Source organism: Pseudomonas sp. 8(2025), assembly GCF_052665325.1.
This window is the reverse complement of sequence record NZ_JBQOIE010000012.1, coordinates 128,629-150,678: the sequence shown is the minus strand read 5'-3', so window position 1 is coordinate 150,678 and position 22,050 is coordinate 128,629. Positions and strand designations below refer to the sequence as shown.

The window sequence follows — 22,050 nt, the reverse complement described above, 5'->3', positions numbered from 1 at the left end:
CGGCTACAGGATCACAGGGTCACAGGCACCGGATTACAGGGGTGTGGAGGCCGGAATCAATTGTCGGCAATCAGGCTCGGCCGGCAGTCCAGGCTCAGGCGCGCGCCGCCGCGTTCGCTGCTGCCCACCTCAAGCTTGAAGCCGTGCAGGCTGACAATCGCCGCGACGATCGACAGGCCAAGGCCAAACCCGCCCTGGGCATTGTTTTCATCCACCCGGTAAAAGCGCCGGAACACCGCCGCCCGTTCCGCTGCGGGTATTCCGGGGCCTGAGTCGAGCACTTCCAGGCGCGGGCTGCCGTCGTCGTCGATCCCCCGCAGGATCACTTCGCCCCCCGGTGGGGTGAACTTGATGGAGTTGCTCAGCAGGTTGGCCAGGGCCTCGAACAACAGGGCGCGGTCACCGGTGAGGCTGGGCAGGCTCGCCGGTACATCCAGCACCAGGGTCAACTGGCCTTCCTCGGCCAGGGGCAGGTAGAAGTCATAGAGCTCGTGCAGCAGGGGCAGGGGGTCGAGCACCAGGAAGCCCGAGCGCCGCTGCTGGTCCTCCAGTTCGGAAATCCGCAGCAACCCGCGAAAGCGCGCCATCAGGGTGTCGGCCTCGGCCAGCAACTGGTCCATCTGCAGGGCCTGGGGCGAGCCTTCCTCGGCCTGTTGCTGCAGGCGATAGAGCTGGGCCCGCAGGCGGGTCAGCGGGGTGCGCAGGTCGTGGGCGATGTTGTCGCACACGCCCTTGACCTCATGCATCAGCCGTTCGATGCGTTCGAGCATGGCGTTGACGATGGCCGCCAGCATGTCCAGCTCGTCGCGCCGGTCCGACAGTGGCAGGCGCCGGGTCAGGTCGCCGGCGACTATGGCTTCGGCGCTGGCCTGGATCTGGCGGATGCGCCGCAAGGGCCGGCGGCGCAGCAGGTGCCAGCCGGCGGCGCCGGGAATGATGGTCAGGGAAATGCCCCAAAGCAGGGCGTGGAGAATGATCCGGGTCACCGCGAACAGCGAGCCGTTGTCGCGCACCAGCACCAGCCAGCGGCCATCCCGGGTGTGGGTGGCCACGGCGTCGCAGCTGTCGCGGGGCAGGCTCGGGTCGTCGGAGTCGATGCAGTTCTTCAGTTCGTGGATCTTGCCGTCCAGGGGCAGGTCGTCGGGTATCTGCCGGATCGGCCCGCTCAGGGGCCGGCGCTGCTCATCGAACAGGCCGTAGGCGTCGATGGCGCGCATGTCGAAAGTCATGCTGGTGGTCAGGGCTTCCACCAGCTGGTCGCCCTCGAAGCGCGCGAACAGGTGCTGGCGCTGCATCAGCGAGTGCTTGGCCAGGCTGTCCAGGTAGGTGGAGACCTCGTAGTACAGCACCCCCATGAGGATGCAGCTCCAGGCCACGAACAGCGTGCTGTAGAGCGCCAGCAGGCGGCTGCTGGAGGAACGCCAGCCTTTAGAGGGGTTCAGCAATGACATAACCCGAGCCTCGCACGGTGCGGATCAACGGGGTCATGCCGGGCGGGTCGATCTTCTTGCGCAGGCGGCCGATGTGCACGTCGATCAGATTGGTCCCGGGGTCGAAGTGATAGCCCCAGACCTCCTCGAAGATCATCATCCGCGAGAGGATCTGCCCGGTGTTGCGCATGAGGAATTCCAGCAGCTTGTATTCGGTGGGCAGCAGGCTCAGCAACTGGTCGGCGCGCGTTGCCTCGCGGCTGATCAGGTTCAGTTCCAGGTCCGCCACCCGCAGGCTGGTGTCGAAATCCTTGACCGTGTTCTTGCGCCGCAGCAGCACTTCGACCCGGGCCGCCATCTCGTCGGAGGCGAAGGGCTTGGTCAGGTAGTCGTCGCCCCCGGCCCGCAGGCCGCGCACCCGTTCATCGACGTCGGAGAGGGCGCTGATCATCAGGATCGGCGTCGACACACCGATGGTGCGCAGGGTGGTGACGATGGCCAGGCCGTCCAGTTCCGGCAGCATGCGGTCCAGGGTGATCAGGTCGTAGTCGCCGCTCACGGCGCGCACCAGGCCCTCGCGGCCATTGTCCACCCAATCCACGTCGAGGCCGTGGCTGCTCAGTTCGGCGACGATTTCCCGGGCGGTCACGGCGTCGTCTTCGATGGTCAGAATGCGGGTCATAGGCGTTACCTGTTTGGCGGTTCGTGACACAGGCGGGCATTTTGCCAAGAAACGGCGGCCGCAATTCTAAAAAAACTTTCATCTGCGCCTCCAGGACTCTGTCCAGACCTTGAACAAGCCCCTGCCAGAGGCCGCGCTGCCTGATATTATCGCGCCACTTTTATGGCCAGGAGGCACATCCATGACGGGCCTGTCCCGGGTTGGCTGGAAGCCATTGTCCTTTCTCTGCCTGATGGTGCTGTGCAGCAGCGTGGTGCTGGCGGCCAACCAGCCCTGTTCCGGGCGCAAGGGCGGCATCGCCCGTTGCGACGGCGAGCTGTTCCTGTGCAACGACGGCTCCATCAGCGCGTCGAAAAAGAACTGCACCCTGATGTCCGGCCAGCGCTCCACTACCCCCCGGGCCGAGCCCCTGCTGCGCGACGCCCAGGGATGCAGCTGTGGCAGCGGCAGTTTCTGCACCGGGCCCCGGGGCGGGGTGTACTGCCTGACCCCCAGTGGCAACAAGAGCTACAAGCGGCATTGAAAACCCGATTGACCTTCTGTGTATCAAGGTGTTGTGCAATGAACTACGCATCACGTTTCAAAGGCCTGCTGTGGCTGCTGGTGGCCAGCCTGCTGTTGAGCCTCGCCGTGGATCTGGCGCTGCGCCTGCCGGGTTACCTGGAAGCCTATGCTGCCGACCCTCGCTATGCGCGCTGGATGCTGGCGTATCGCGGCCTGGACGTCCTGGTCATCGCCCTGATGGCGGTGGCCGTGCCGGGAATCATGCGGCTGCTGGATTTTCGTCGTTCGGCCTGGCTGGCATTGCCGCTCTTTACCTTGTGGGGGCAGGGCATCGGGCAATTGACCCTGGTGGGCAACCTGCTGCTGGCCCTGTGGATCCTGGTACTGGTGGTGCACCTGTGTTGGACCCGCGGCCGGGAGCTCTACCGGAGCCGGCAGGCCTGAGCACCGGGCGGGCCGTGCAGAACGCCCGCCCGAAAACTCCCGGGCCGGTAAATTGCACGATCCGGGATTGTCTGCTTATCGCAAGTCATTGAAATAAAAGAGCTTATAAAGTTCGTGCAACTGGCACGGTGGCTGCACTTGTCCCTTCGAGACGTGTAACACCATTTTTCATGCCTGGAGCTGAACAACAATGAACAGACCCTCTGAACACCTGCTGGCCACCGCAGATGCCTCGAGTCATCACTCGGGCGTGTCCTGGGCGGCGATCTTCGCCGGCGCCGCGGCGGCCGCCGCTCTTTCGCTGATCCTCCTGTTGCTGGGCTTCGGCCTGGGCTTTTCCGCGGTTTCGCCCTGGGCCGGCAGCGGCATCAGCGCCAAGGGCCTGGGCATTTCCAGCATTGTCTGGCTGGCCGTGACGCAGATCATCGCTGCCGGCCTGGGCGGTTACATCGCCGGGCGCCTGCGGGTGAAGTGGGCCAACCTGCATGGCGATGAAGTGTATTTCCGCGACACCGCCCATGGCTTCCTGGCCTGGGCCGTGGCCACCCTGGTCACCGCGACTTTGGTGGTGGGGTCGGTCAGCAGCGTCATCAGCGGCGGCGTGCATGCCGGCGCCCAGGTGGCTTCCGGCGCCGCCGGTGCCATGACCCAGATGGCCGGCCATGCTGCCGCCCAGGGTTCCCAGGATGACTACGGCTACTTCGTCGACAGCCTGTTCCGCGACGATCGCCCGGCGGCGGTCAGCGATGACGCGGCCCGTGGCACGGTATCGCGGATCTTCGTGCGCACCCTGAGCAACGACGGCCAGTTGGCCCCTGAGGATCGCAGCTACCTGGCGCAATTGGTGGCCCAGCGTACCAACCTCAGCCAGGCCGATGCCGAGCGTCGGGTCGATGAAGTCTTCGCCAAGACCCGCCAGGCCGTGGAAGAAGCCAAGCAGGCCGCCAAGGAAGCTGCCGACACCGCAGCCAAGGTGGCTGCCTGGTCGTCGCTGTGGATGTTTATCGCGCTGCTGTGCGGGGCCTTCTTCGCCAGCCTCGCGGCGACCTTTGGCGGTCGTCGTCGGGACGCCGTGGTCTGGCTTGAAAGCGATGTCCAGCCGCGCACCGTAGCCCCCACCCCCGTTCACTGATCCAGGAGATTTCCCATGCGCTCATTACTCTTGTGGTTCCTCGGTGTGCCGATCCCGGTGATTATCCTGATCGCCCTGTTCATGCACTGATTCAAGCTATAAAGCCCGGCCCGAACGGGCCCGGGCCTTCCCGAACGCCGCTGCCGGCCATTGCCGCCAGCGGCGTTTTTGTGCGCGGTATCGCAGTTTTGCAAGGGCTGGCCAGCGTCGGGTGCGAGGCAGCCGTTTGCTTGGCCCAGATCAATATCCGTGTCCGACAAACCGACTAGATTGGCCCGCGCTCGGTTCTGACAAACAGCTTGGGACCGGGACGTTGCCCGGTCCCGACCGCAGCAGCATGGACGGCGGGACGCCGGCAACCCCATTCATTTTTCACGGATGAACCCACAATGCGTCAGATAGACCGCAACTTCGATATTCAGCCGCTGCAGCATGCGGACATGACCATCAGCCTCAATGGCCAGCCAGTCACTGCCGCCCTGGGTGAAACCGTCCTCAGCGTGATCCAGGCCACCGGCCTGCGCCAGGTGGCGCGCAACGATCACGGGCAACTGGTCGGCGCCTACTGCGGCATGGGCGTATGCCATTGCTGCCTGGTGCAGATCGACGGCCGGCACAAGCGCCGCGCCTGCCAGACCCTGGTCAAGCCGGGGATGCAGGTGCAGACCCTGAGCAACCGCATCACTGAAACGGAGCCCACGTTATGAGCCTGAACCCGGTGATCGTCGGCGGTGGGCCGGCGGGCATGGCGGCCGCCATCGAACTGGCCGAGCACGGCGTGCGCAGCACCCTGATCGAAGAGGCCTCGCGCCTGGGGGGCGTGGTCTACCGCGGGCCGCTGCGCGACGGCGTGCAGCTGGATTACCTGGGGCCGCGCTACTGCGAAATGCTGGCCAAGCTGCACGGCGATTTCGCCGACCACGAACAGATGATCGACGTGCGCCTCAACAGCCGGGTAGTGGGCGCCGAGGGCACCCAGAGCCTGGTGCTGCTCGATGGCGAAGAGCAGGTGCAGCAGGTCAGCTACGAGCAGTTGATACTGGCCGCCGGCTGCCATGAGCGCAGTGTGCCGTTCCCCGGCTGGACCCTGCCCGGGGTCAAGCTGCTGGGTGGCCTGCAATTGCAGATCAAGAGCGGGGTGGTCAAGCCCCAGAGCCCGGTGGTGATCGCCGGTACCGGCCCCTTGCTGCCCCTGGTGGCGTGTCAGCTGCATGCTTCCGGCGTGCGCGTGGCGGGGGTCTACGAGGCTTGTGCCCTGGGCAAGATCGCCAAGCAGAGCCTGGCCATGCTCAACAAGCCGCAACTGTTTCTCGACGGCCTGAGCATGCTCGCCTACCTCAAGCTGCACGGCATTGCCCTGCGCTATGGCTGGGGCGTGGTCGAAGCCCAGGGCCAGGACGCCCTGAGCGTGGTCACCGTGGCGCCGTACTCCAGCGACTGGCAGCCGGACATGGCCAAGGCCCAGCGCATTGCTGCCCAGACCCTGGCGGTGGGTTACGGCTTCATCCCGCGCACCCAGTTGAGCCAGCAGATGGGCCTGGAACACAACTTCAGCGACGACGGCTACCTGCGCGCCAGCGCCAACGCCTGGCAGCAGAGCAGCGAGCCCCACGTGCACCTGGCCGGCGACATGGGCGGCATCCGCGGCGGCGAGGCGGCCATGCTCAGCGGGCGTATCGCCGCGCTGTCGATCCTCATGCAGCGTGGCGTACTGAGCAACGAAGCGGCCCTGCAACGGCGCCAGGGTTACGAGCGCAAGCTGGCCTCGATCCTGCGTTTTCGTGGTGCGGTGGACCGCTATACCGCGCGTGGCGCCGGGCAGGTAGAGCTGCCCAAGGGCGACACCGTGATCTGCCGTTGCGAACACACCACCCGCAACGACATCGAGCGTGCCCTGAGCCAGGGCGTGCAGGACATGGCCAGCCTGAAAATGCGCACCCGGGTGAGCATGGGCGACTGCCAGGGGCGCATGTGCGTGGGCTATTGCAGCGACCGCCTGCGCCAGGCCACCGGGCGCAAGGACGTGGGCTGGATCCGCCCGCGCTTCCCCCTGGACCCGATTCCGTTTTCCGCGTTCCCGCCGTCTGACCAGGAGGTCTCCCAGCATGATTAAGCATTACGACGTGGTCATTGCCGGTGGCGGCGTGATCGGCGCTTCCTGCGCCTACCAGTTGTCCAAGCGCAAGGACCTGAAGGTGGCGCTGATCGACGCCAAGCGCCCGGGCAACGCCAGCCGCGCTTCGGCCGGCGGCCTGTGGGCCATCGGCGAGTCGGTGGGGCTGGGCTGCGGGGTGATCTTCTTTCGCATGATGTCGGCCAACCGCAAGCGCGAGGCCCAGGGTTCGGCGGTGGTGGTGGATTCCAGCACTCCGCACATCCTGCCGCAGTCGTTCTTCGACTTCGCCCTGCAGTCCAACGAGTTGTACCCGCGCCTGCACCGCGAGCTGATGGGCCTGCACAACATGGATTTCAAGTTCGAGCAGACCGGGCTCAAGTTCGTCATCTATGACGAGGAAGACCGCCTGTACGCCGAGCACATCGTCGGCTGCATCCCGCACCTGAGCGACCAGGTACGCTGGCTCGACCAGGCGGCCCTGCGCGCCGCGGAACCCAATGTCAGCCATGAAGCCCAGGGCGCCCTGGAGTTCCTCTGCGACCACCAGGTCAACCCGTTCCGCCTCACCGACGCCTACACCGAAGGCGCACGCCAGAACGGCGTGGATGTGTACTTCAACACCAACGTCACCGGGGTCCTGCACCAGGGCAATCGGGTCAGCGGGGTGAAGACCGACGTTGCCGGGTTGTTCCGCTGCACGACCCTGATCAACGCCGCCGGCGCCTGGGCCGCCGAGCTGAGCCTGCAGGCCACGGGCATCGAGATTCCGGTGAAGCCGGTGAAGGGCCAGATCCTTCTCACCGAGCGCATGCCCAAGCTGCTCAACGGCTGCCTGACCACCAGCGACTGCTACATGGCGCAAAAGGACAACGGCGAGATCCTGATCGGCAGTACCACCGAGGACAAGGGCTTCGACGTCACCACCACCTACCCGGAGATCAACGGCCTGGTGCAGGGCGCAGTGCGCTGCGTACCGGAGCTGGCCCATGTCAACCTCAAGCGCTGCTGGGCGGGGTTGCGCCCGGGTTCGCCGGATGAGCTGCCGATCCTCGGGCCGATGGATGGGGTCGAAGGCTACCTCAATGCCTGCGGGCACTTCCGCACCGGCATCCTGACCTCGGCCATCACCGGCGTGTTGCTGGACAAACTGGTGAACGACGAAGCCCTGCCGCTGGACATCACCCCCTTCCTGGCCCGGCGCTTCGCCACTGCCCCCGTGAAGAAACAGCCCGAACCGGCCTGACCGCTCTGTAGGCGCTGGCTTGCCAGCGAAGGCGTTTTCGAAGGCGCTGCAAGGCTTGCGGGCCTCTTCGCCGGCAAGCCGGCTCCTACGGGGAGGGTGTGGCTCAGGTGGCGGGGGTGGCGAGGAACACCGGCAATTGTTCGGCGTACTCGGCAAAGCCGCGTACTGCCGGGAATTGCCCGGGGTTGAACTGGTCCGCCACCATCATCTGGCTGAAACTCCAGGCCACCGCCAGGCTGATGCCGGCCTGGCCCAGGGAGCCGTCCCGGGGCAGCGGCTGTTTCTGCAACTCCTGCTCCAGCTCGCCATAGGCGGCTTGCAACTGGCCGCCAACCCGCTCCAGCCAGGGGCCGTGCTGTTTCTCCGCGGGGCGCAGGTTGCGCTCGTAAACGATCTGTACCGACTTCTCGCAGGCCGCCAGGGCCAGGCCGACCAGCCGCAGCTCACGCAGGCGCTGGGGCAGGGCGGTGGGCATCAGGCTGCGTTGCGGGCCGGCCAGGGTTTCCAGGTAGTCGATGATCAGGCTCGAATCCATCAGCACTTCACCGCCCTCGCAGACCAGGGTCGGGGCCTTGACCACGGGGTTGATCGCCTTGAACTGCTCGAAGGTGCTGAACACCGAAAGCGAGTGATGCTCGAAGGGCAGGCCCAGGCTCTTGAGGCTGATGGCGACGCGGCGCACGTAGGGTGAATCGAGCATTCCAATAAGCTTCATCACGTATTTCCTTGTCTTGAACGGCACAACGGATGGGAAAGGCGCGGCCAATTTAGCGGTATTGAAGCGGCCTTGCACAGTGCAAACCTGTAGCCGCTGCCGCAGGCTGCGAACGGCTCCGAAGAAGACGCGGGGATATTGAAGGCGCTAGAGGTTCGGCTGGAGGCCGCCACGCAAGGCCCTGCGTACCGAACGCGGCCCGGCCTTTCGCAGCTTCGCAGGCTCAGCAGCGGCTACAGGGGTGCAGGAAGGCGTTCTGAGCCGGCGCCTACCGCCGCCGTGGCCGCAGGCACCACCAGGCCAGCCCCAGGGCTAGGCTGAACAGGCCGGTCAGGGCCTGCAGCGAGCCCGCCGGGCTGTCCGCCAGCAGACTGGCCAGCAGCCCGCAGCCGGCGGTCATGGCCATCTGGATAAAGAAGAACAGCCCCGAGGCGGTGCCCGCCACCGCCGCATAGGGCTGCAGGATCGCCAGCTGGCAGGCGGGAATCGCCAGGCCCACCGAGAGCATCAGCGCCAGCATCGGCAGCACGATGGCCCACAGGCTGTCGGGCCACAGGCTACGGGTGAGCAGCAACAGGCCGGCGCCGGCCAGGTTCAACAGGCAGGCCGCGGTGATCAGGCGGTCGGCACTGTGGCGTACCCCCAGGCGCTGGAACAGTCGCGACCCCATCAGGTAGCCGGCCACGGTGGCGGCGAACACCAGGGCGTAGGCCGTGGGCGACAGCCCCAGCTGGCGCTGCAACAGCGCCGGCGATTGCACAATGAACGGGAAGTAGGTGCAGTACAGGCAGCCGATGGCCAGGGAATAGCGCATGAAGTAGGCCTCGCCCAGCAGGCGCAGGTACAGGCGCGGCAGGCTTTTCACGGCCACTGGCGCGAGCTGCGGCGGGCGGGTTTCGGCCAGCCGCTTGAACATCAGCAGCCAGGCCGCCGCGGCCACCAGGCTCAGGCATAGGAACAGGCCACGCCAGCCCAGCAACTGGTCGATCAGGCTGCCCAGGGGCGGTGCCAGCATCGGCGACAGGGCAATGCCCATGGACAACAGGCCCAGCAGCCGCGGCTGCTCCTCGGGCGGGCAGCGGTCGCGGACCATGACCCGGCCCACCAGGGTGCCGCAGCAACCGCCCAGGGCCTGCAGCAGGCGGGCGCCCATCAGTACTTCGACACTGGCGGCCAGCATGCAGGCCAGGCTGGCCGCGAGAAACAGCGCTGTGCCCGCCAGCAGTACCGGGCGCCGGCCATAGCGGTCGCACAGCGGGCCACCCAGCAGCATCGACAGGGCATAGCCGAGCATGTACAGGCTCAGGGTCAGTTGCAGCTGGGCGTCGCTGGCCCCCAGTTGGTCGGCCATGGCCGGCAGCGCCGGCAGGTACAGGTCGATGCTGATCCGCGGCAGGCAGACCACCACCAGCAGCAACAGGGTCCAGAGCCAGGGGGCGAGGGGGCGTTCAACAGCGATGGAGCGGGTGGTGATGGGGCTGGCGGGCGGCATGGCAGGCTCGGGGCAGAGGGCGATGGCGCTGAAATTAAGGGGTTTGTGGTTTAATGCCGAGCACCATTTAGGCCGCTTTTGACTGGACCACTATGAGCCGTGGAAAACACCCCGTGCCCCTCGACCTGCCGCTGCCCCAGCACTGCGATGAAGCCCCGGGCAAACAGGACAGCGCCTACAGTGCCCTGCGCCAGGCGATCCTGGAAAAACGCCTGCCGGCCGGCTGCCGCTTGCCCTCGACCCGCACCCTGGCCCAGCGCTGGGGCCTGTCCCGGGGCACCCTGGAAGTGGTCTTCGACCGCTTGCGCAGCGAAGGTTATGTGAGCCGGGCCAGCGGTTCCGGGACCCGGGTCTGCGCGGTGGTGCCGGACCTGTACCTGAGCGCCCCGGCACGGGCGGCGGCACCCATCGTCAGCGAGAGCGAGCCGCCGTACCTGCCGCTCAGCGTGCGGGCCGGCCAGCCGTTTGTCGCCCGGCTGGCCGACCCGGCGCTGTTTCCCCTGCAACGCTGGACCCGCTCCCTGACCCGGGCCCTGGGCAATGCCTCGGCGCAGTCGCTGTGGGACGCCGACCCCGGCGGCCTGCCGGCCCTGCGCCAGCAGATCGCCCAGTACCTGGGGCAGCACCGGGGCATCGCCTGCGAGCCGCAGCAGGTGATGATCACCACCGGCATCCGCCATGGCCTCGACCTGCTGGCCCGCAGCCTGCTGCAAGCGGGCGACAAGGTGTGCCTCGAAGACCCCGGCTACCTGTCGGCCCGGAGCCTGTTCGCCCTGGCCGGAGCGCGGCTGGTGCCGATTCCGGTGGAGGAGGACGGGATCGATGTACAGCAGCTGCAACACCATCAGGATGCCCGCATGGTCTATGTCACCCCGGCCCATCAGGCGCCCCTGGGCATGACCATGCCGGTGTCCCGGCGCCTGGCCCTGCTGGAGTGGGCCCGGCACAGCGAGGCCTGGGTGGTGGAGGACGACTACGACAGCGAATTCAACTACCAGAGCGCGCCCCTGGCGGCCCTCAAGTCCCTGGACCGGGACGACCGCGTCATCTACTGCGGCAGCTTCAACAAGACCCTGTTCGCCGGCCTGCGGGTGGGCTTCATGCTGCTGCCCGAGCGCCTGCGCCCGCGGTTGCTGGCCACCTTGCAGGACACCGGGCGCTCGGTGGGGGTGATCGAGCAACTGGCCCTGGCCGACTACATCGCCAGCGGCGCCTTCCTGCGCAATCTGCGGGCGGCGCGCCAGGCCTATCAGGAACGCCGCGACCTGCTGCTGGCGATCCTCGCCAGTGAAGCACCGGGCTGCTACAGCATCAGCGGCCAGCAGGCCGGGCTGCATCTGCTGCTGACGTTGCCGCCGGGCAGCGATGAGGCGCGCTTTCGCCAGCGCGCGGCCCAGCAGGGCCTGCTGTTGCAGGGCCTGGCCGAGCACTGCCAGCAGGTGCGCCGGCCGGCGGCGGTGATCGTCGGCTACGCGGCCCTGAGCCTGGCGCAGATCCGCTTCAGCGGCTCGCGGCTGGCGGCGCTGCTGGTGGCCGAGGCAGGGGCTGTAGAGGGTCGCTGACTGTCATCTGGCTGTCATGTGGCTCAGGCACCCTCGGCGCCCCGGCCTCCGGCCTTTGTGGATTACAGGGACGTCATGATCATTGTCACCGCCGGCGCGGCTTATCTGGATATCGACGCCTACGCCGGCTGCATTGCCTATGCCGAATGGCTCAACCTCAGCGGCCGCCCGGCCCGGGCCCTGAGCAGCGCGCCGCTCAATGAGAGCATCCCGGGTACTTTCCGCCAGAGTCTCAAGGGGCTGGACGCCCATGTTCCGCAAGGGACCGAGCAGTTCGTGCTGGTGGACATTTCCAACCACCTGCACCTGGACCCGCTGGTGGACCTGGACCGGGTGGTGGAGGTCATCGACCATCACCCGGGTTTCGAGGCCTTCTGGAACGAGCGCCTGAGCCAGCACGCGGATATCCGCCAGATCGGTGCCGCCTGTACCCAGGTCTACCAGCGCTGGCGCGACTCCGGGTTGCTGCCCAGGATCAGCCGCGACAGCGCGCAACTGCTGGCGGCGGGTATTCTCGACAACACCCTGAACTTCACCGACCAGGGGTGCACCGCGGCGGACCGCCAGGCCTACGCCGACCTGGCCGCGCTGGCCGGCCTGGGCCCCGACTGGCCCGAAGACTATTTCAAGGAGTGCCAGCAGCAGATCGAAGCGCAACTGCCCGAGGCCCTGCTCAAGGACCTGAAAGTGTTCGAAGCGTCCAGCAACCTGCCGCGGCGTTTCGCCCAACTGACCCTGTGGCATGCCCAGGGCCTGCTGGTGCGCCAGCGCAGCCTGATCGAGCAGGTGCTGGGGCAGTGGGGCGATGACTGGCTGCTGAACCTGATCAGCCTCGGCGAAGGCACGAGCTACCTGCTGACCGGCAGCCCGGGCAGTGCCCGCAAGCTGGAACGGCTGCTAGAGTGCAGCACCCTGGACGGCGTGCATTGCCCGGGCCGGCCGATCCTGCGCAAGGAACTGCTGCGCAAGGGCCTGGCGCTCCAGGCAACGTCCTGACCCCGGAGAGCCCCAATGGACCTTGAACAACGCTTGCAGCAGGTGCATGACGAGCAGAGCTTCCTCGACTTCGTCCAGGCGCTGATTGCCGACCGCCGCCAGGCGCAGCGCATGGCCCAGGCCGGCGAGGCCGACAGTTGGCAGAACCATTGCATCGAGGATTTTCTCGACGGCGCCCACGCCTGGGCCGAGGCCACCGGCATCGGTGCCACCCAGGGGCTGGTGGAGGCTTCGCCCTGGCAGCGCTTCGCGGTGTTCCTGTACTGCGGCAAGATCTACGAATAGCGCCGCGCCAGCCGAAGGGCTAGTCGTCGAAGCCGCCCTGTTCGTGAATCTCGTCCATCTTCAGTTCCAGGCGGTAGGCCACGGCAATGAACAGCGCTTGGCACAGGCACAGGGTGGCGCTCAGTGAGCGGAAGGCGAAGGAGCTGCCCTCGTTGACCAGCAGCACGCTGTTGGCGCGCTTGGCCAGGGGCGACAGGGTGCTGTCGGTGATGATCAGGGTCTTGGCCTGGTTGTGCTGGGCAATGCGCAGGCAGTGCTGGGTTTCCTTGGCGTAGGGGGTGAAGCTGATGGCGATCACCAGGTCGTTGGGACGGATACTGCGCATCTGCTCGCGGTAGCTGCCCCCCAGGCCCGACACCAGGTGGATGCGCTTGTTGGTGTGCTGCAGGTTGTACACCAGGTAGTCGGCCACGGCGAAGGAGCGGCGCACCCCCACCACGTAGATGTTGTCGGTGTTGACCACCAGGTCCACGGCCTGCTCGAAGGCCGCGTCGTCCAGCTCCAGGCCCAGGCGCTCGATCCCCGACAGGGTGGCGCTGATGCAGTCGCGCGCCAGGTCGCCGTCGCTGGCCTTCTGCGACTTGTTGGCGATCAGGCTGCGGATGCGCTGCTGGTAGTTCTGCACCGGCGTGGCCTTGTGGGTGTAGGCCTGGCGGAACAGCGCCTGCATTTCACTGAAGCCGCTGAAGCCGAAACGCTGGGAAAAACGCACGATGGCCGAAGGGTGCACTTCGCACTCGCGGGCGATATCGCTGATCCGGTCGACCATGATCCGGTCGCTCTGCTGGCTCATGTAGCTGGCGATGCGCTTGAGCTGGCGCGGCAGGCTCTCGTACTCCTCGGTGATCAACTGCAGCAGCCGCTCGGCATTGGCCGGAGGGCTGGCAAGGTCGCTCTCGGGCGTGCGATCGGACAGGGCCGGCTGATCGGTGCGGGACATAACGGATCCTTCTGAGGGTACTGATGGGAGCGACCGCGGGCGTCGCCCCCTGACAATAAATGGGCTGCGGGCAGTCTACAGGGTCGGCGCCGGGAAAATCTTGAGGGGCCGGGCCCCGGGCGCCTTGCTGAAACGATGCACGGCGCAGCCTTGGGCTTTGCAGAAAAGTTTAATGGAAAAAATATTCCACGTAAAAAATTTATAGAATAAATATTGATTGGTGCCGGGAGACGTTCTAGTCTGCATCCACCAAGTAGGCCTGCCGGGGCAGTGCGCGACGGCAGGCAGCGGCTGATAAAAATAACAGGAGCCAGCATGGGCCAGACTCGTTTTGCCAGTGGGCGTCAATTGGATCTGATCTGCCTCGGACGCCTGGGCGTCGACCTCTACGCGCAGCAAGTGGGGGCCCGGCTGGAGGACGTCGCAAGCTTTGCCAAATACCTCGGCGGCTCGTCGGCGAACATTGCCTTCGGCACCGCACGGCTGGGCCTCAAGTCGGCGATGCTGAGCCGGGTCGGTGACGACCACATGGGGCGCTTCCTGCTGGAGTCGCTGGTGCGCGAAGGCTGTGACGTCAGCGCCGTCAAGGTCGACCCGCAGCGCCTCACCGCCCTGGTCCTGCTGGGCCTCAAGGACCGCGAAACCTTCCCCCTGGTGTTCTACCGCGAGAACTGCGCGGACATGGCGCTGTGCGCCGCCGACATCGACGAAGCCTTCATTGCCTCCAGCAAGGCCCTGCTGATCACCGGCACCCATTTCTCCACCGACGGCGTCTACCGGGCCAGCCTGCAGGCCCTGGACTACGCGCAAAAGCACGGGGTGAAGCGGGTCCTGGACATCGACTACCGGCCGGTGCTCTGGGGCCTGGCGGGCAAGGCTGACGGCGAGACCCGGTTCGTGGCCGACCCGCAGGTCAGCCAGCATGTGCAGGGCATCCTGCCGCGCTTCGACCTGATCGTCGGCACCGAAGAGGAATTCCTGATTGCCGGCGGCAGCGACGACCTGCTGACGGCCCTGCGCACCGTACGTTCACTGAGTGCCGCGACCCTGGTGGTCAAGCTTGGCCCGCAAGGGTGCACGGTGATCCACGGCGCGATTCCGGAGCGCCTGGAAGACGGGGCGATCTACCCCGGCGTGCGGGTGGAGGTGCTCAACGTGTTGGGCGCCGGCGATGCCTTCATGTCCGGCTTCCTCAGTGGCTGGCTGGAAGAGGCCAGTGATGAGCGCTGCTGCCAGTTGGCCAACGCCTGCGGCGGCCTGGTGGTGTCGCGCCACGCCTGCGCCCCGGCGATGCCGACCCGGGCCGAACTGGACTATCTGTTCAGCAGCCCGGTGCCCATCACCCGTCCCGACCAGGACCCGGTGCTGCAACGCCTGCATCAGGTCAGTGTGCCGCGCAAGGCCTGGAAGCCCCTGTTCGTCTTCGCCTTCGACCACCGTGGGCAACTGGTGGAACTGGCGCAGCAAGGTGGGCGCGAGCTCAAGGCCATCGGTCAACTCAAGCAACTCTTCATAGACGCGGTGCAGCGGGTCGAAGCCGACCTGCGGCGCCAGGGCATCGAGGCCGATGTCGGCCTGCTGGCCGACCAGCGTTTCGGCCAGGAGGCGCTGAACGCCGCCACCGGGCGCGGCTGGTGGGTGGCGCGGCCGGTGGAAGTGCAGGGCTCGCGGCCCCTGGCGTTCGAGCACGGGCGCTCGGTGGGCAGCAACCTGATCGCCTGGCCCCAGGAACAGATCATCAAGTGCCTGGTGCAATTTCACCCGGACGACGAGCCCTTGCTGCGCCTGGAACAGGAAGCGCAGATCCGTGGCCTGTACCAGGCGTCCCAGGTCAGCGGGCATGAGCTGCTGCTGGAAATCATCCCGCCCAGGGACCTGCCCGGCGCTCATCCCGAGGTGCTCTACCGCAGCCTCAAGCGCCTGTACAACCTGGGCATCTACCCCGCGTGGTGGAAGATCGAAGCGCAGTCGGCCGAGGAATGGAAAAAGCTCGATGAGCTGATCCAGGAGCGCGACCCCTATTGCCGTGGCGTGGTGCTGCTGGGCCTGAATGCCTCGGCCGAAGCCCTCGCCGAGGGCTTCCGGCAAGCGGCCGACAGCCGCACCTGCCGGGGGTTTGCCGTGGGCCGCACGATTTTCCAGGAGCCCAGCCGAGCGTGGCTGGCGGGGGAGATCGACGACGACACCCTGATCCGGCAAGTGCAGGGCACCTTCGAGCAACTGATCAACGCCTGGCGCAGCGCCCGCCCTGTGTAAGAGCCGGCTTGCCGGCGAAGTGGGTCTTGAGCCTGGAGCCAGGCCCGCCGACGCCTTCGCTGGCAAGCCAGTTCCTACCAGTGCGAGGCCGTTCTCCACGCTTTCATGAATAACAACAAAAGGTGCAGCCATGCCCGCGATCCGAATTGGCATCAACCCGATTTCCTGGAGCAACGACGACCTGCCGGCCCTGGGCGGTGAAACGCCCTTGAGCACCGCCCTCAGCGAAGGGCGCGAGATCGGTTACCAAGGCTTCGAACTCAACGGCAAGTTCCCCAAGGACGCCAAGGGCGTGGGCGATGTGTTGCGCCCTTATGACCTGGCGCTGGTCTCGGGCTGGTACTCCAGCCGCCTGGCCCGGCGTTCGGTGGCCGAGGAAATCGACGCCATTGCCAGCCACGTCGAACTGCTCAAGCGCAACGGCGCCTCGGTGCTGGTCTACGGCGAAGTGGCCGACTCGATCCAGGGCTTGCCGGTGCGCCTGATCGAGCGCCCACGGTTCCACAGCGAGCAGGCCTGGCAGGACTACGCCGACAAACTCACGGAGCTGGCGCGTTTCACCCTGTCCCAGGGCGTGCGCCTGGCCTATCACCACCACATGGGCGCCTACGTCGAGTCCCCGGCGGACATCGACACGCTGATGCGCCTGACCGGCGAGGAAGTCGGCCTGCTGTTCGATTCGGGCCATTGCTACATGGGCGGCGGCGAACCCCTGGAGGTGCTGCGCCGGCATATCGGGCGGGTGTGCCATGTGCACTTCAAGGACGTGCGCAAGCCGGTGGTGCAACTGGCGCGCAACAACCTGTGGAGCTTCCCGGACTGCATCGTCAACGGCACCTTCACCGTGCCCGGCGATGGCGACATTGACTTCGCCGCCTTGCTCGATGTGCTGCTGGACGCTGGCTACCAGGGCTGGCTGGTGGTGGAGGCCGAGCAGGACCCGGCGGTGGCGCCGAGCTACGTCTACGCAAAAAAAGGTTACGACACCCTGCGGGCCCTGCTGGACTCCGCGCTGCAACGCAGGAGGGCTACCCAATGAGCCTGCTGGTTAAAAGCGCTGCAAAGGGCCGGACCATGGTCCAGCTGCAAGAGGGCGCCCTGGAATACGTGGGGTTCAGTGCCTACCGCCTGGGCCTGGGGGAAAGCCTGCCGGTCAGCGCCGGCGACAAGGAGCTGTGCCTGGTGCTGCTCAGCGGCCGTATCGATGTGCAGGGCGAAGCGCCCCAGGGCGCCTTCCAGTGGTCCAACCTGGGTGACCGGCAATCGGTGTTCGAGGACAAATCCCCCTTTGCTGCCTACCTGCCGCCGGGCAGCCGGGCCCGGGTCACGGCCTTGAGCGATGTGCAGATCGCTGTGTGTGCCGCCCCGGGGGCAGTCGATAACGACCTCGGCCCTCGGCTGATCCGCCCGGAACAGTGCAGGCGCAGCGTGCGCGGCAAGGGCGCCAATACTCGCTACGTCTGCGACATCCTGCCCGACAGCGAGCCGGCCCATTCCCTGCTGGTGGTGGAGGTGCGCACGCCGTCCGGGCATTCCTCCAGCTACCCGCCGCACAAGCACGACACCGACGACCTGCCGCACCAGAGCTTTCTGGAAGAGACCTATTACCACCAGCTCAACCCGCCCCAGGGCTTTGTCTTCCAGCGGGTCTACACCGACGACCGCAGCCTGGACGAGGCCATGGCGGTGGAGCACCACGACCTGGTGGTGGTGCCCAGGGGGTACCACCCGGTCAGCGTGCCCTATGGCTACGAGTCCTATTACCTGAACGTGATGGCCGGGCCGAAGCGGGTCTGGCAGTTCCATAACGACCCCCGGCACAGCTGGCTGCTGGATCTGTGAACGACGCACCTTTGCCGATTTTCGGGGAGCTGGAACATGACTCAGCCTTTGCGTTTTGCCTTGAACCGAATGGTCGCACCGCACCTGCCTCTGGCGGATTTTCTTGACCTGGCACTGGCCTTGAAGATCGATGGGGTGGAGCTGCGCAATGACCTCAAGGGTGTGGAGATCGAGGATGGCACGCCCCCCGAGCAGGTCCGCGAGCTGTGTGAGCAGCGTGGCATCCGGCTGCTGTCGATCAATGCCCTGTACCCCTTCGACCTGTGGGATGAACAGCGCCGCCAGCAGTTGCTGCGCCTGGCCGGTTATGCCCGCGCCTGCGGTGCCGAGGGCCTGGTGTTGTGCCCGCTGAACGACCCCGGCGACCGGCGCGGCGCGGGCCAGCGGGCCCAGGGGCTGGCGGCCGCCCTGACCCGGATCGCGGAGGTTCTTCGCCAGCATGGCCTGCGCGGTTTTGTCGAACCCCTGGGGTTTGCCGAGTGCGCCCTGCGTGGCAAGCGCAGCGCCGTGGAAGCGATCCGCGCCGTTGGCGCGCTGGATGTGCTGAGCCTGGTGCACGATACCTTCCACCACACACTGGCTGGCGAACCCCAGCTGTTCGCCGAGCTCACCGGGCTGGTGCACCTCTCCGGTGTCGAGGGGCCGCCACTGCCTCTGGCAGCGCTGCGGGACGGTCATCGGGTGCTGGTGGGCGCGGCGGACCGGCTGGGCAACACGACGCAGATCGCCGCGTTGCTGGCGGGCGGTTACCGCGGCTACCTGTCCTTCGAGCCCTTTGCCGCGAGCGTTCACGATCGACCGGACCTGCAGCAGGCTCTGGAGCGCAGTATCCGGCACCTGCGCCAGGCCCTGGCCTGACCCCCCTTGTAGGCGCCGGCAAGCCGGCTTCCGCACAAAGAACAGTGAGAGTGCTGTATGGCCATTGAAGGAACACAGATGAGCACGATTCGACTGACCATGGCCCAGGCCCTGGTGAAATTCCTCGATAACCAGTACGTCGAGGTGGACGGGCAGCAGAGCCGGTTCATTGCCGGGGTCTTTACGATCTTCGGCCACGGCAATGTGCTGGGCATCGGCCAGGCGCTGCAGCAGGACCCGGGCCAATTGCGGGTGCACCAGGGCCGCAACGAGCAGGGCATGGCCCATGCCGCCATCGGGTTTGCCAAGCAGCACCTGCGGCGCAAGGTCTATGCCTGCACCGCTTCGGTGGGCCCCGGCGCGGCCAATATGCTGACCGCTGCGGCCACCGCCACGGCCAACCGCATTCCCTTGCTGCTGTTGCCCGGTGACGTGTTCGCCAGCCGCCAGCCGGACCCGGTACTGCAACAGATCGAGCAGTTCCATGACCTGGGCATCAGCACCAACGATGCCTTCAAGGCGGTGAGCAAATACTGGGACCGGATCAACCGCCCGGAGCAGTTGATGAGCGCGGCGCTGCAGGCGATGCGAGTGCTGGCCGACCCGGCCCAGACCGGCGCGGTGACCCTGGCGCTGCCCCAGGATGTGCAGGCCGAGGCCTACGATTACCCGCTGAGCTTCTTCGCCCGACGGGTGCATCGCATCGACCGGCGGCCACCCACCGAAGCGATGCTGGCGGACGCCGTGGCGCTGCTGCGGGGCAAGCGCAAGCCGTTGCTGATCTGCGGTGGCGGGGTCAAGTACGCCGCGGCCAACCAGGCCTTGCAGGCCTTTGCCGAGCGCTTCGCGATCCCGGTGGCCGAGACTCAGGCCGGCAAGAGCGCGCTGCTGTCCAGCCATCCATTGAACGTGGGCGGCATCGGTGAAACCGGCTGCCTGGCGGCCAACCTGCTGGCCCGGGAGGCCGACCTGATCATTGGCGTCGGTACCCGCTACAGCGATTTCACCACCTCGTCCAAGTGGCTGTTCCAGCACCCCCAGGTGCAGTTTCTCAACCTCAATATCAACCCCGGCGATGCCGTGAAGCTCGATGGCGTGCAACTGCTGGCCGATGCCCGGGCCGGCTTGCAGGCACTGGGCGAGGCCCTGGCCGGCAGCGCCTACCGCGCCGGCTGGGGCACTCGGGTGGCCGAGGCCAGGGCGCAGCTGGATGCCGAGCTGGAGCGGGTCCACGGCGTGCACTATCAGGGCGAGGATTTTGTGCCGGAGGTCAAGGACGCGCTGGACCCGGCGGTGCTGCGCGAGTTCATCGAGCTGACCGGCTCCTGCCTGACCCAGAGCCAGGTGCTGGGGGTGCTCAACCAGACCCTGGCCGACGATGCGGTGATTGTCGCCGCTGCCGGCAGTTTGCCCGGTGACCTGCAACGCAGCTGGCGCAGCAAGGGGCTCAACACCTACCACGTGGAATATGGCTATTCGTGCATGGGTTATGAAATTGCCGCGGCCCTGGGGGTCAAGCTCGCTGCCCCCGAGCGCGAGGTCTATGCCCTGGTGGGCGACGGCTCCTACCTGATGCTGCATTCGGAGCTGCTGACCTCGATCCAGGAGCAACGCAAGATCAACGTGGTGCTGCTGGACAACATGGCCTTCGGCTGCATCAACAACCTGCAGCTGGGCCAGGGCCTGGACAGCTTCGCCACCGAGTTCCGCTACCGCAACCCAGACAGCGACCAGCTCGACGGTGGCCTGATCCCGGTGGACTACGCCATGAGCGCCGCGGCCTACGGCTGCAAGACCTACAAGGTGAGGAACCTGGAGCAGCTCCACGCCGCCCTGGCGGACGCCCGGCTGCAGCGGGTCTCGACCCTGATCGATATCAAGGTGCTGCCCAAGACCATGCTCCACGGCTACCTGTCCTGGTGGCATGTGGCGGTGGCCGAGGTCAGCGGCAGTGAGAGGGTGGCCGCCGCGGCCGCCGCCATCGATCAGCAGTTGGCCAAGGCGCGCCAGTACTGAAACTCCCCAACCGAACAACCACAGGAGTACACCCATGTCTTTGCAGCTAGGCGTTATCGGCACTGGTGCCATAGGTCAGGATCACATTCGGCGTTGCAGCCAGACCCTGCAGGGCTGCCGGGTGGTGGCGGTAACCGACATCGACCCGCAGCAGGCGGCCCGGGTGCTGGCCGGGCTCACGCTTGAGGCCGAGGTCTACCCCGACGGCCATGCCCTGATCCAGGCGCCGGAGGTCCAGGCGCTGCTGGTGACGTCCTGGGGCCCGAGCCACGAAGAGTTCGTGCTGGCGGCCATCGCCGCCGGCAAGCCGGTGTTCTGCGAAAAGCCCCTGGCGGTGACCGCCGCCGGCTGCCGGCGCATCGTCGAGGCCGAGATTGCCCACGGCCGGCGCCTGGTGCAGGTGGGGTTCATGCGCCCCTACGACGCCGGCTACCAGGCGCTCAAGGCGGTGCTGGACAGCGGGCGCATCGGTGAGCCGCTGATGCTGCACTGCGCCCACCGCAACCCGCGGGTGGGGGAGAACTACAAGACCGACATGGCCATCACCGACACCCTGATCCACGAACTGGATGTGCTGCGCTGGCTGCTGGCGGACGACTATGTGTCGGTGCAGGTGCTGTTCCCGCGCAAGACCGGCAAGGCCCACGCCCAACTGCGCGACCCGCAGATCGTGCTGCTGGAAACCGCCCGGGGCACGCGGATCGACGTGGAGATCTTCGTCAACTGCCAGTACGGCTACGACATCCAGTGCGAAGTGGTGGGCGAGAGCGGCATCGCCCGCCTGCCGGAGCCGCCCCAGGTCCAGCTGCGCAGCGCGGCCAGCCTGTCCAGCGCGATCCTGATGGACTGGAAGGAGCGCTTCATCGCCGCCTATGACGTCGAGCTGCAGGCCTTTGTCGATGGCGTGCGCGCTGGCCGGGTGGGTGGGCCCTCGGCCTGGGACGGCCTGGCCGCGGCGGTGGCGGCCGACGCCTGCATCGAGGCCCAGCAGAGCGGGGCGATCGTCCCCATCAGCCTGCCCCAGCGCCCGGCGCTCTACGCCTGAACCCCGGGATTTCTGTAGGCGCTGGCTTGCCAGCGAAGGTGTTTTCCAGGGCGCTGCAAGGCGTGCGGGCCCCTTCGCCGGCAAGCCGTCTCCTGCGGAAAGCGAGGGATCTGGCTGCTGGAAATGCAATTGCAGTAAAATTCTAAAATGAGTTGATATAGAAATTATTTTCCAATAAAGTCGTTTCCAGGTAGCCGACCCTACAAGGTTCCCATGGCCTTCAAGCCCCGCTTGAGCCCTGGAGAACCCACCAACAAGAACAAACAGGTGCCGTCGATGAAAACCTTCCGCTCTGCTCTGCAATGGCTGTCCCGTACCCGGGGCGCCGCCTCCCGCAATCTGCCCTTCACTCCCTGGTCCTCTCGTTTATTGACCCTGCTCAGCGGCCTGTGTGTCGAACACCAGGGCGCGCTGCTGGGCTGCATGCCCGGGGCCCCGGTTCTGTATTCGCCGGCCTGAGCACGGCCACCCACCAACAAGCATGTGGAGAAC

Annotated in this window: 21 protein-coding genes; 16 read left to right on the top strand and 5 right to left on the bottom strand. The window is 66.6% G+C overall.

All coding sequences use genetic code 11. The features are described from left to right. Positions 1-56 precede the first annotated feature (56 nt). Entirely contained in the window at positions 57-1,451 is a 1,395-nt protein-coding gene (locus ACUXVH_RS22295) for a sensor histidine kinase (protein ID WP_011060868.1), read from the bottom strand. Continuing rightward, positions 1,429-2,112: a response regulator transcription factor gene (locus ACUXVH_RS22290; RefSeq protein WP_011060869.1), complete on the bottom strand. Its 684-nt coding sequence runs from the start codon at positions 2,110-2,112 to the stop codon at positions 1,429-1,431. Before ACUXVH_RS22290 ends, ACUXVH_RS22295 begins: the two co-directional genes overlap by 23 nt. Before the next feature lie 232 nt (positions 2,113-2,344). Here ACUXVH_RS22290 and ACUXVH_RS22285 point away from each other — a divergent pair, with 232 nt between their 5' ends. The 6 genes from ACUXVH_RS22285 (at position 2,345) to hcnC (ending at position 7,551) form a co-directional block, all read left to right on the top strand. Continuing rightward, the gene (locus ACUXVH_RS22285; protein ID WP_370505845.1) at positions 2,345-2,635 is read left to right on the top strand and encodes a YdcA family protein; all 291 of its coding nucleotides are present in this window, start codon (positions 2,345-2,347) and stop codon (positions 2,633-2,635) included. Between the two features lie 38 nt (positions 2,636-2,673). Beyond that, positions 2,674-3,060 (top strand): hypothetical protein, encoded by a 387-nt coding sequence (locus tag ACUXVH_RS22280; RefSeq protein ID WP_053151027.1) that lies wholly within the window; start codon positions 2,674-2,676, stop codon positions 3,058-3,060. 190 nt (positions 3,061-3,250) lie between these two features. Beyond that, positions 3,251-4,192 carry a hypothetical protein gene (locus tag ACUXVH_RS22275; protein WP_065363824.1) on the top strand — a complete coding sequence of 314 codons (942 nt, stop codon included), beginning with the start codon at positions 3,251-3,253 and terminating at the stop codon, positions 4,190-4,192. Positions 4,193-4,581: 389 nt separating this feature from the next. Next, entirely contained in the window at positions 4,582-4,899 is a 318-nt protein-coding gene (gene hcnA / locus ACUXVH_RS22270) for a cyanide-forming glycine dehydrogenase subunit HcnA (protein WP_011060873.1), read from the top strand. Further along, complete coding sequence (gene hcnB, locus ACUXVH_RS22265) at positions 4,896-6,305, top strand: cyanide-forming glycine dehydrogenase subunit HcnB (protein WP_011060874.1); 1,410 nt, start codon at positions 4,896-4,898, stop codon at positions 6,303-6,305. Before hcnA ends, hcnB begins: the two co-directional genes overlap by 4 nt. Beyond that, positions 6,298-7,551 (top strand): cyanide-forming glycine dehydrogenase subunit HcnC, encoded by a 1,254-nt coding sequence (gene hcnC / locus ACUXVH_RS22260; RefSeq protein WP_041117739.1) that lies wholly within the window; start codon positions 6,298-6,300, stop codon positions 7,549-7,551. Before hcnB ends, hcnC begins: the two co-directional genes overlap by 8 nt. Positions 7,552-7,654: 103 nt before the next feature. On the opposite strand, the gene ACUXVH_RS22255 is transcribed toward hcnC, so the two are convergent. Beyond that, a complete protein-coding gene (locus tag ACUXVH_RS22255) occupies positions 7,655-8,266 on the bottom strand; it encodes a glutathione S-transferase (RefSeq protein ID WP_011060876.1) in 612 nt (203 codons plus the stop codon). A gap of 268 nt (positions 8,267-8,534) precedes the next feature. Then, on the bottom strand, positions 8,535-9,758 hold the full coding sequence (locus ACUXVH_RS22250) for a multidrug effflux MFS transporter (RefSeq protein WP_065363825.1): 1,224 nt from the start codon (positions 9,756-9,758) through the stop codon (positions 8,535-8,537). A 92-nt stretch (positions 9,759-9,850) separates the two neighbouring features. On the opposite strand from ACUXVH_RS22250, the gene pdxR reads away from it, so the two are divergent. The 3 genes from pdxR to ACUXVH_RS22235 all read left to right on the top strand — a co-directional run bounded on the left by pdxR (position 9,851) and on the right by ACUXVH_RS22235 (position 12,601). Next, entirely contained in the window at positions 9,851-11,320 is a 1,470-nt protein-coding gene (pdxR, locus tag ACUXVH_RS22245) for a MocR-like pyridoxine biosynthesis transcription factor PdxR (protein ID WP_065363826.1), read from the top strand. A 75-nt stretch (positions 11,321-11,395) separates the two neighbouring features. Continuing rightward, the gene (locus tag ACUXVH_RS22240; protein ID WP_065363827.1) at positions 11,396-12,316 is read left to right on the top strand and encodes a DHH family phosphoesterase; all 921 of its coding nucleotides are present in this window, start codon (positions 11,396-11,398) and stop codon (positions 12,314-12,316) included. Between the two features lie 15 nt (positions 12,317-12,331). Continuing rightward, positions 12,332-12,601 carry a DUF7660 family protein gene (locus tag ACUXVH_RS22235; RefSeq protein WP_011060880.1) on the top strand — a complete coding sequence of 90 codons (270 nt, stop codon included), beginning with the start codon at positions 12,332-12,334 and terminating at the stop codon, positions 12,599-12,601. Positions 12,602-12,620: 19 nt separating this feature from the next. Here the strand turns inward: ACUXVH_RS22235 and ACUXVH_RS22230 are convergent, their stop codons facing one another. Next, on the bottom strand, positions 12,621-13,541 hold the full coding sequence (locus ACUXVH_RS22230; RefSeq protein ID WP_011060881.1) for a MurR/RpiR family transcriptional regulator: 921 nt from the start codon (positions 13,539-13,541) through the stop codon (positions 12,621-12,623). 315 nt (positions 13,542-13,856) lie between these two features. Between ACUXVH_RS22230 and ACUXVH_RS22225 the strand changes: the two genes are divergently transcribed. The 7 genes from ACUXVH_RS22225 to ACUXVH_RS22195 all read left to right on the top strand — a co-directional run bounded on the left by ACUXVH_RS22225 (position 13,857) and on the right by ACUXVH_RS22195 (position 22,017). Then, positions 13,857-15,797, top strand: a complete 1,941-nt coding sequence (locus tag ACUXVH_RS22225; RefSeq protein ID WP_065363828.1) for a bifunctional 5-dehydro-2-deoxygluconokinase/5-dehydro-2-deoxyphosphogluconate aldolase — start codon at positions 13,857-13,859, stop codon at positions 15,795-15,797. Between the two features lie 130 nt (positions 15,798-15,927). After that, on the top strand, positions 15,928-16,836 hold the full coding sequence (gene iolE / locus ACUXVH_RS22220) for a myo-inosose-2 dehydratase (protein WP_065363829.1): 909 nt from the start codon (positions 15,928-15,930) through the stop codon (positions 16,834-16,836). Beyond that, entirely contained in the window at positions 16,833-17,639 is an 807-nt protein-coding gene (iolB, locus tag ACUXVH_RS22215) for a 5-deoxy-glucuronate isomerase (protein ID WP_011060884.1), read from the top strand. The genes iolE and iolB overlap by 4 nt, the downstream gene beginning before the upstream one ends. 36 nt (positions 17,640-17,675) lie before the next feature. Beyond that, positions 17,676-18,497 carry a TIM barrel protein gene (locus ACUXVH_RS22210; protein WP_065363830.1) on the top strand — a complete coding sequence of 274 codons (822 nt, stop codon included), beginning with the start codon at positions 17,676-17,678 and terminating at the stop codon, positions 18,495-18,497. A gap of 78 nt (positions 18,498-18,575) precedes the next feature. Beyond that, complete coding sequence (iolD, locus tag ACUXVH_RS22205; protein WP_065363831.1) at positions 18,576-20,513, top strand: 3D-(3,5/4)-trihydroxycyclohexane-1,2-dione acylhydrolase (decyclizing); 1,938 nt, start codon at positions 18,576-18,578, stop codon at positions 20,511-20,513. 34 nt (positions 20,514-20,547) lie between these two features. Then, a complete protein-coding gene (locus tag ACUXVH_RS22200) occupies positions 20,548-21,558 on the top strand; it encodes a Gfo/Idh/MocA family protein (protein ID WP_053157967.1) in 1,011 nt (336 codons plus the stop codon). 213 nt (positions 21,559-21,771) lie between these two features. Then, positions 21,772-22,017 carry a hypothetical protein gene (locus ACUXVH_RS22195; RefSeq protein ID WP_065363832.1) on the top strand — a complete coding sequence of 82 codons (246 nt, stop codon included), beginning with the start codon at positions 21,772-21,774 and terminating at the stop codon, positions 22,015-22,017. The last annotated feature ends 33 nt before the right edge of the window (positions 22,018-22,050 follow it).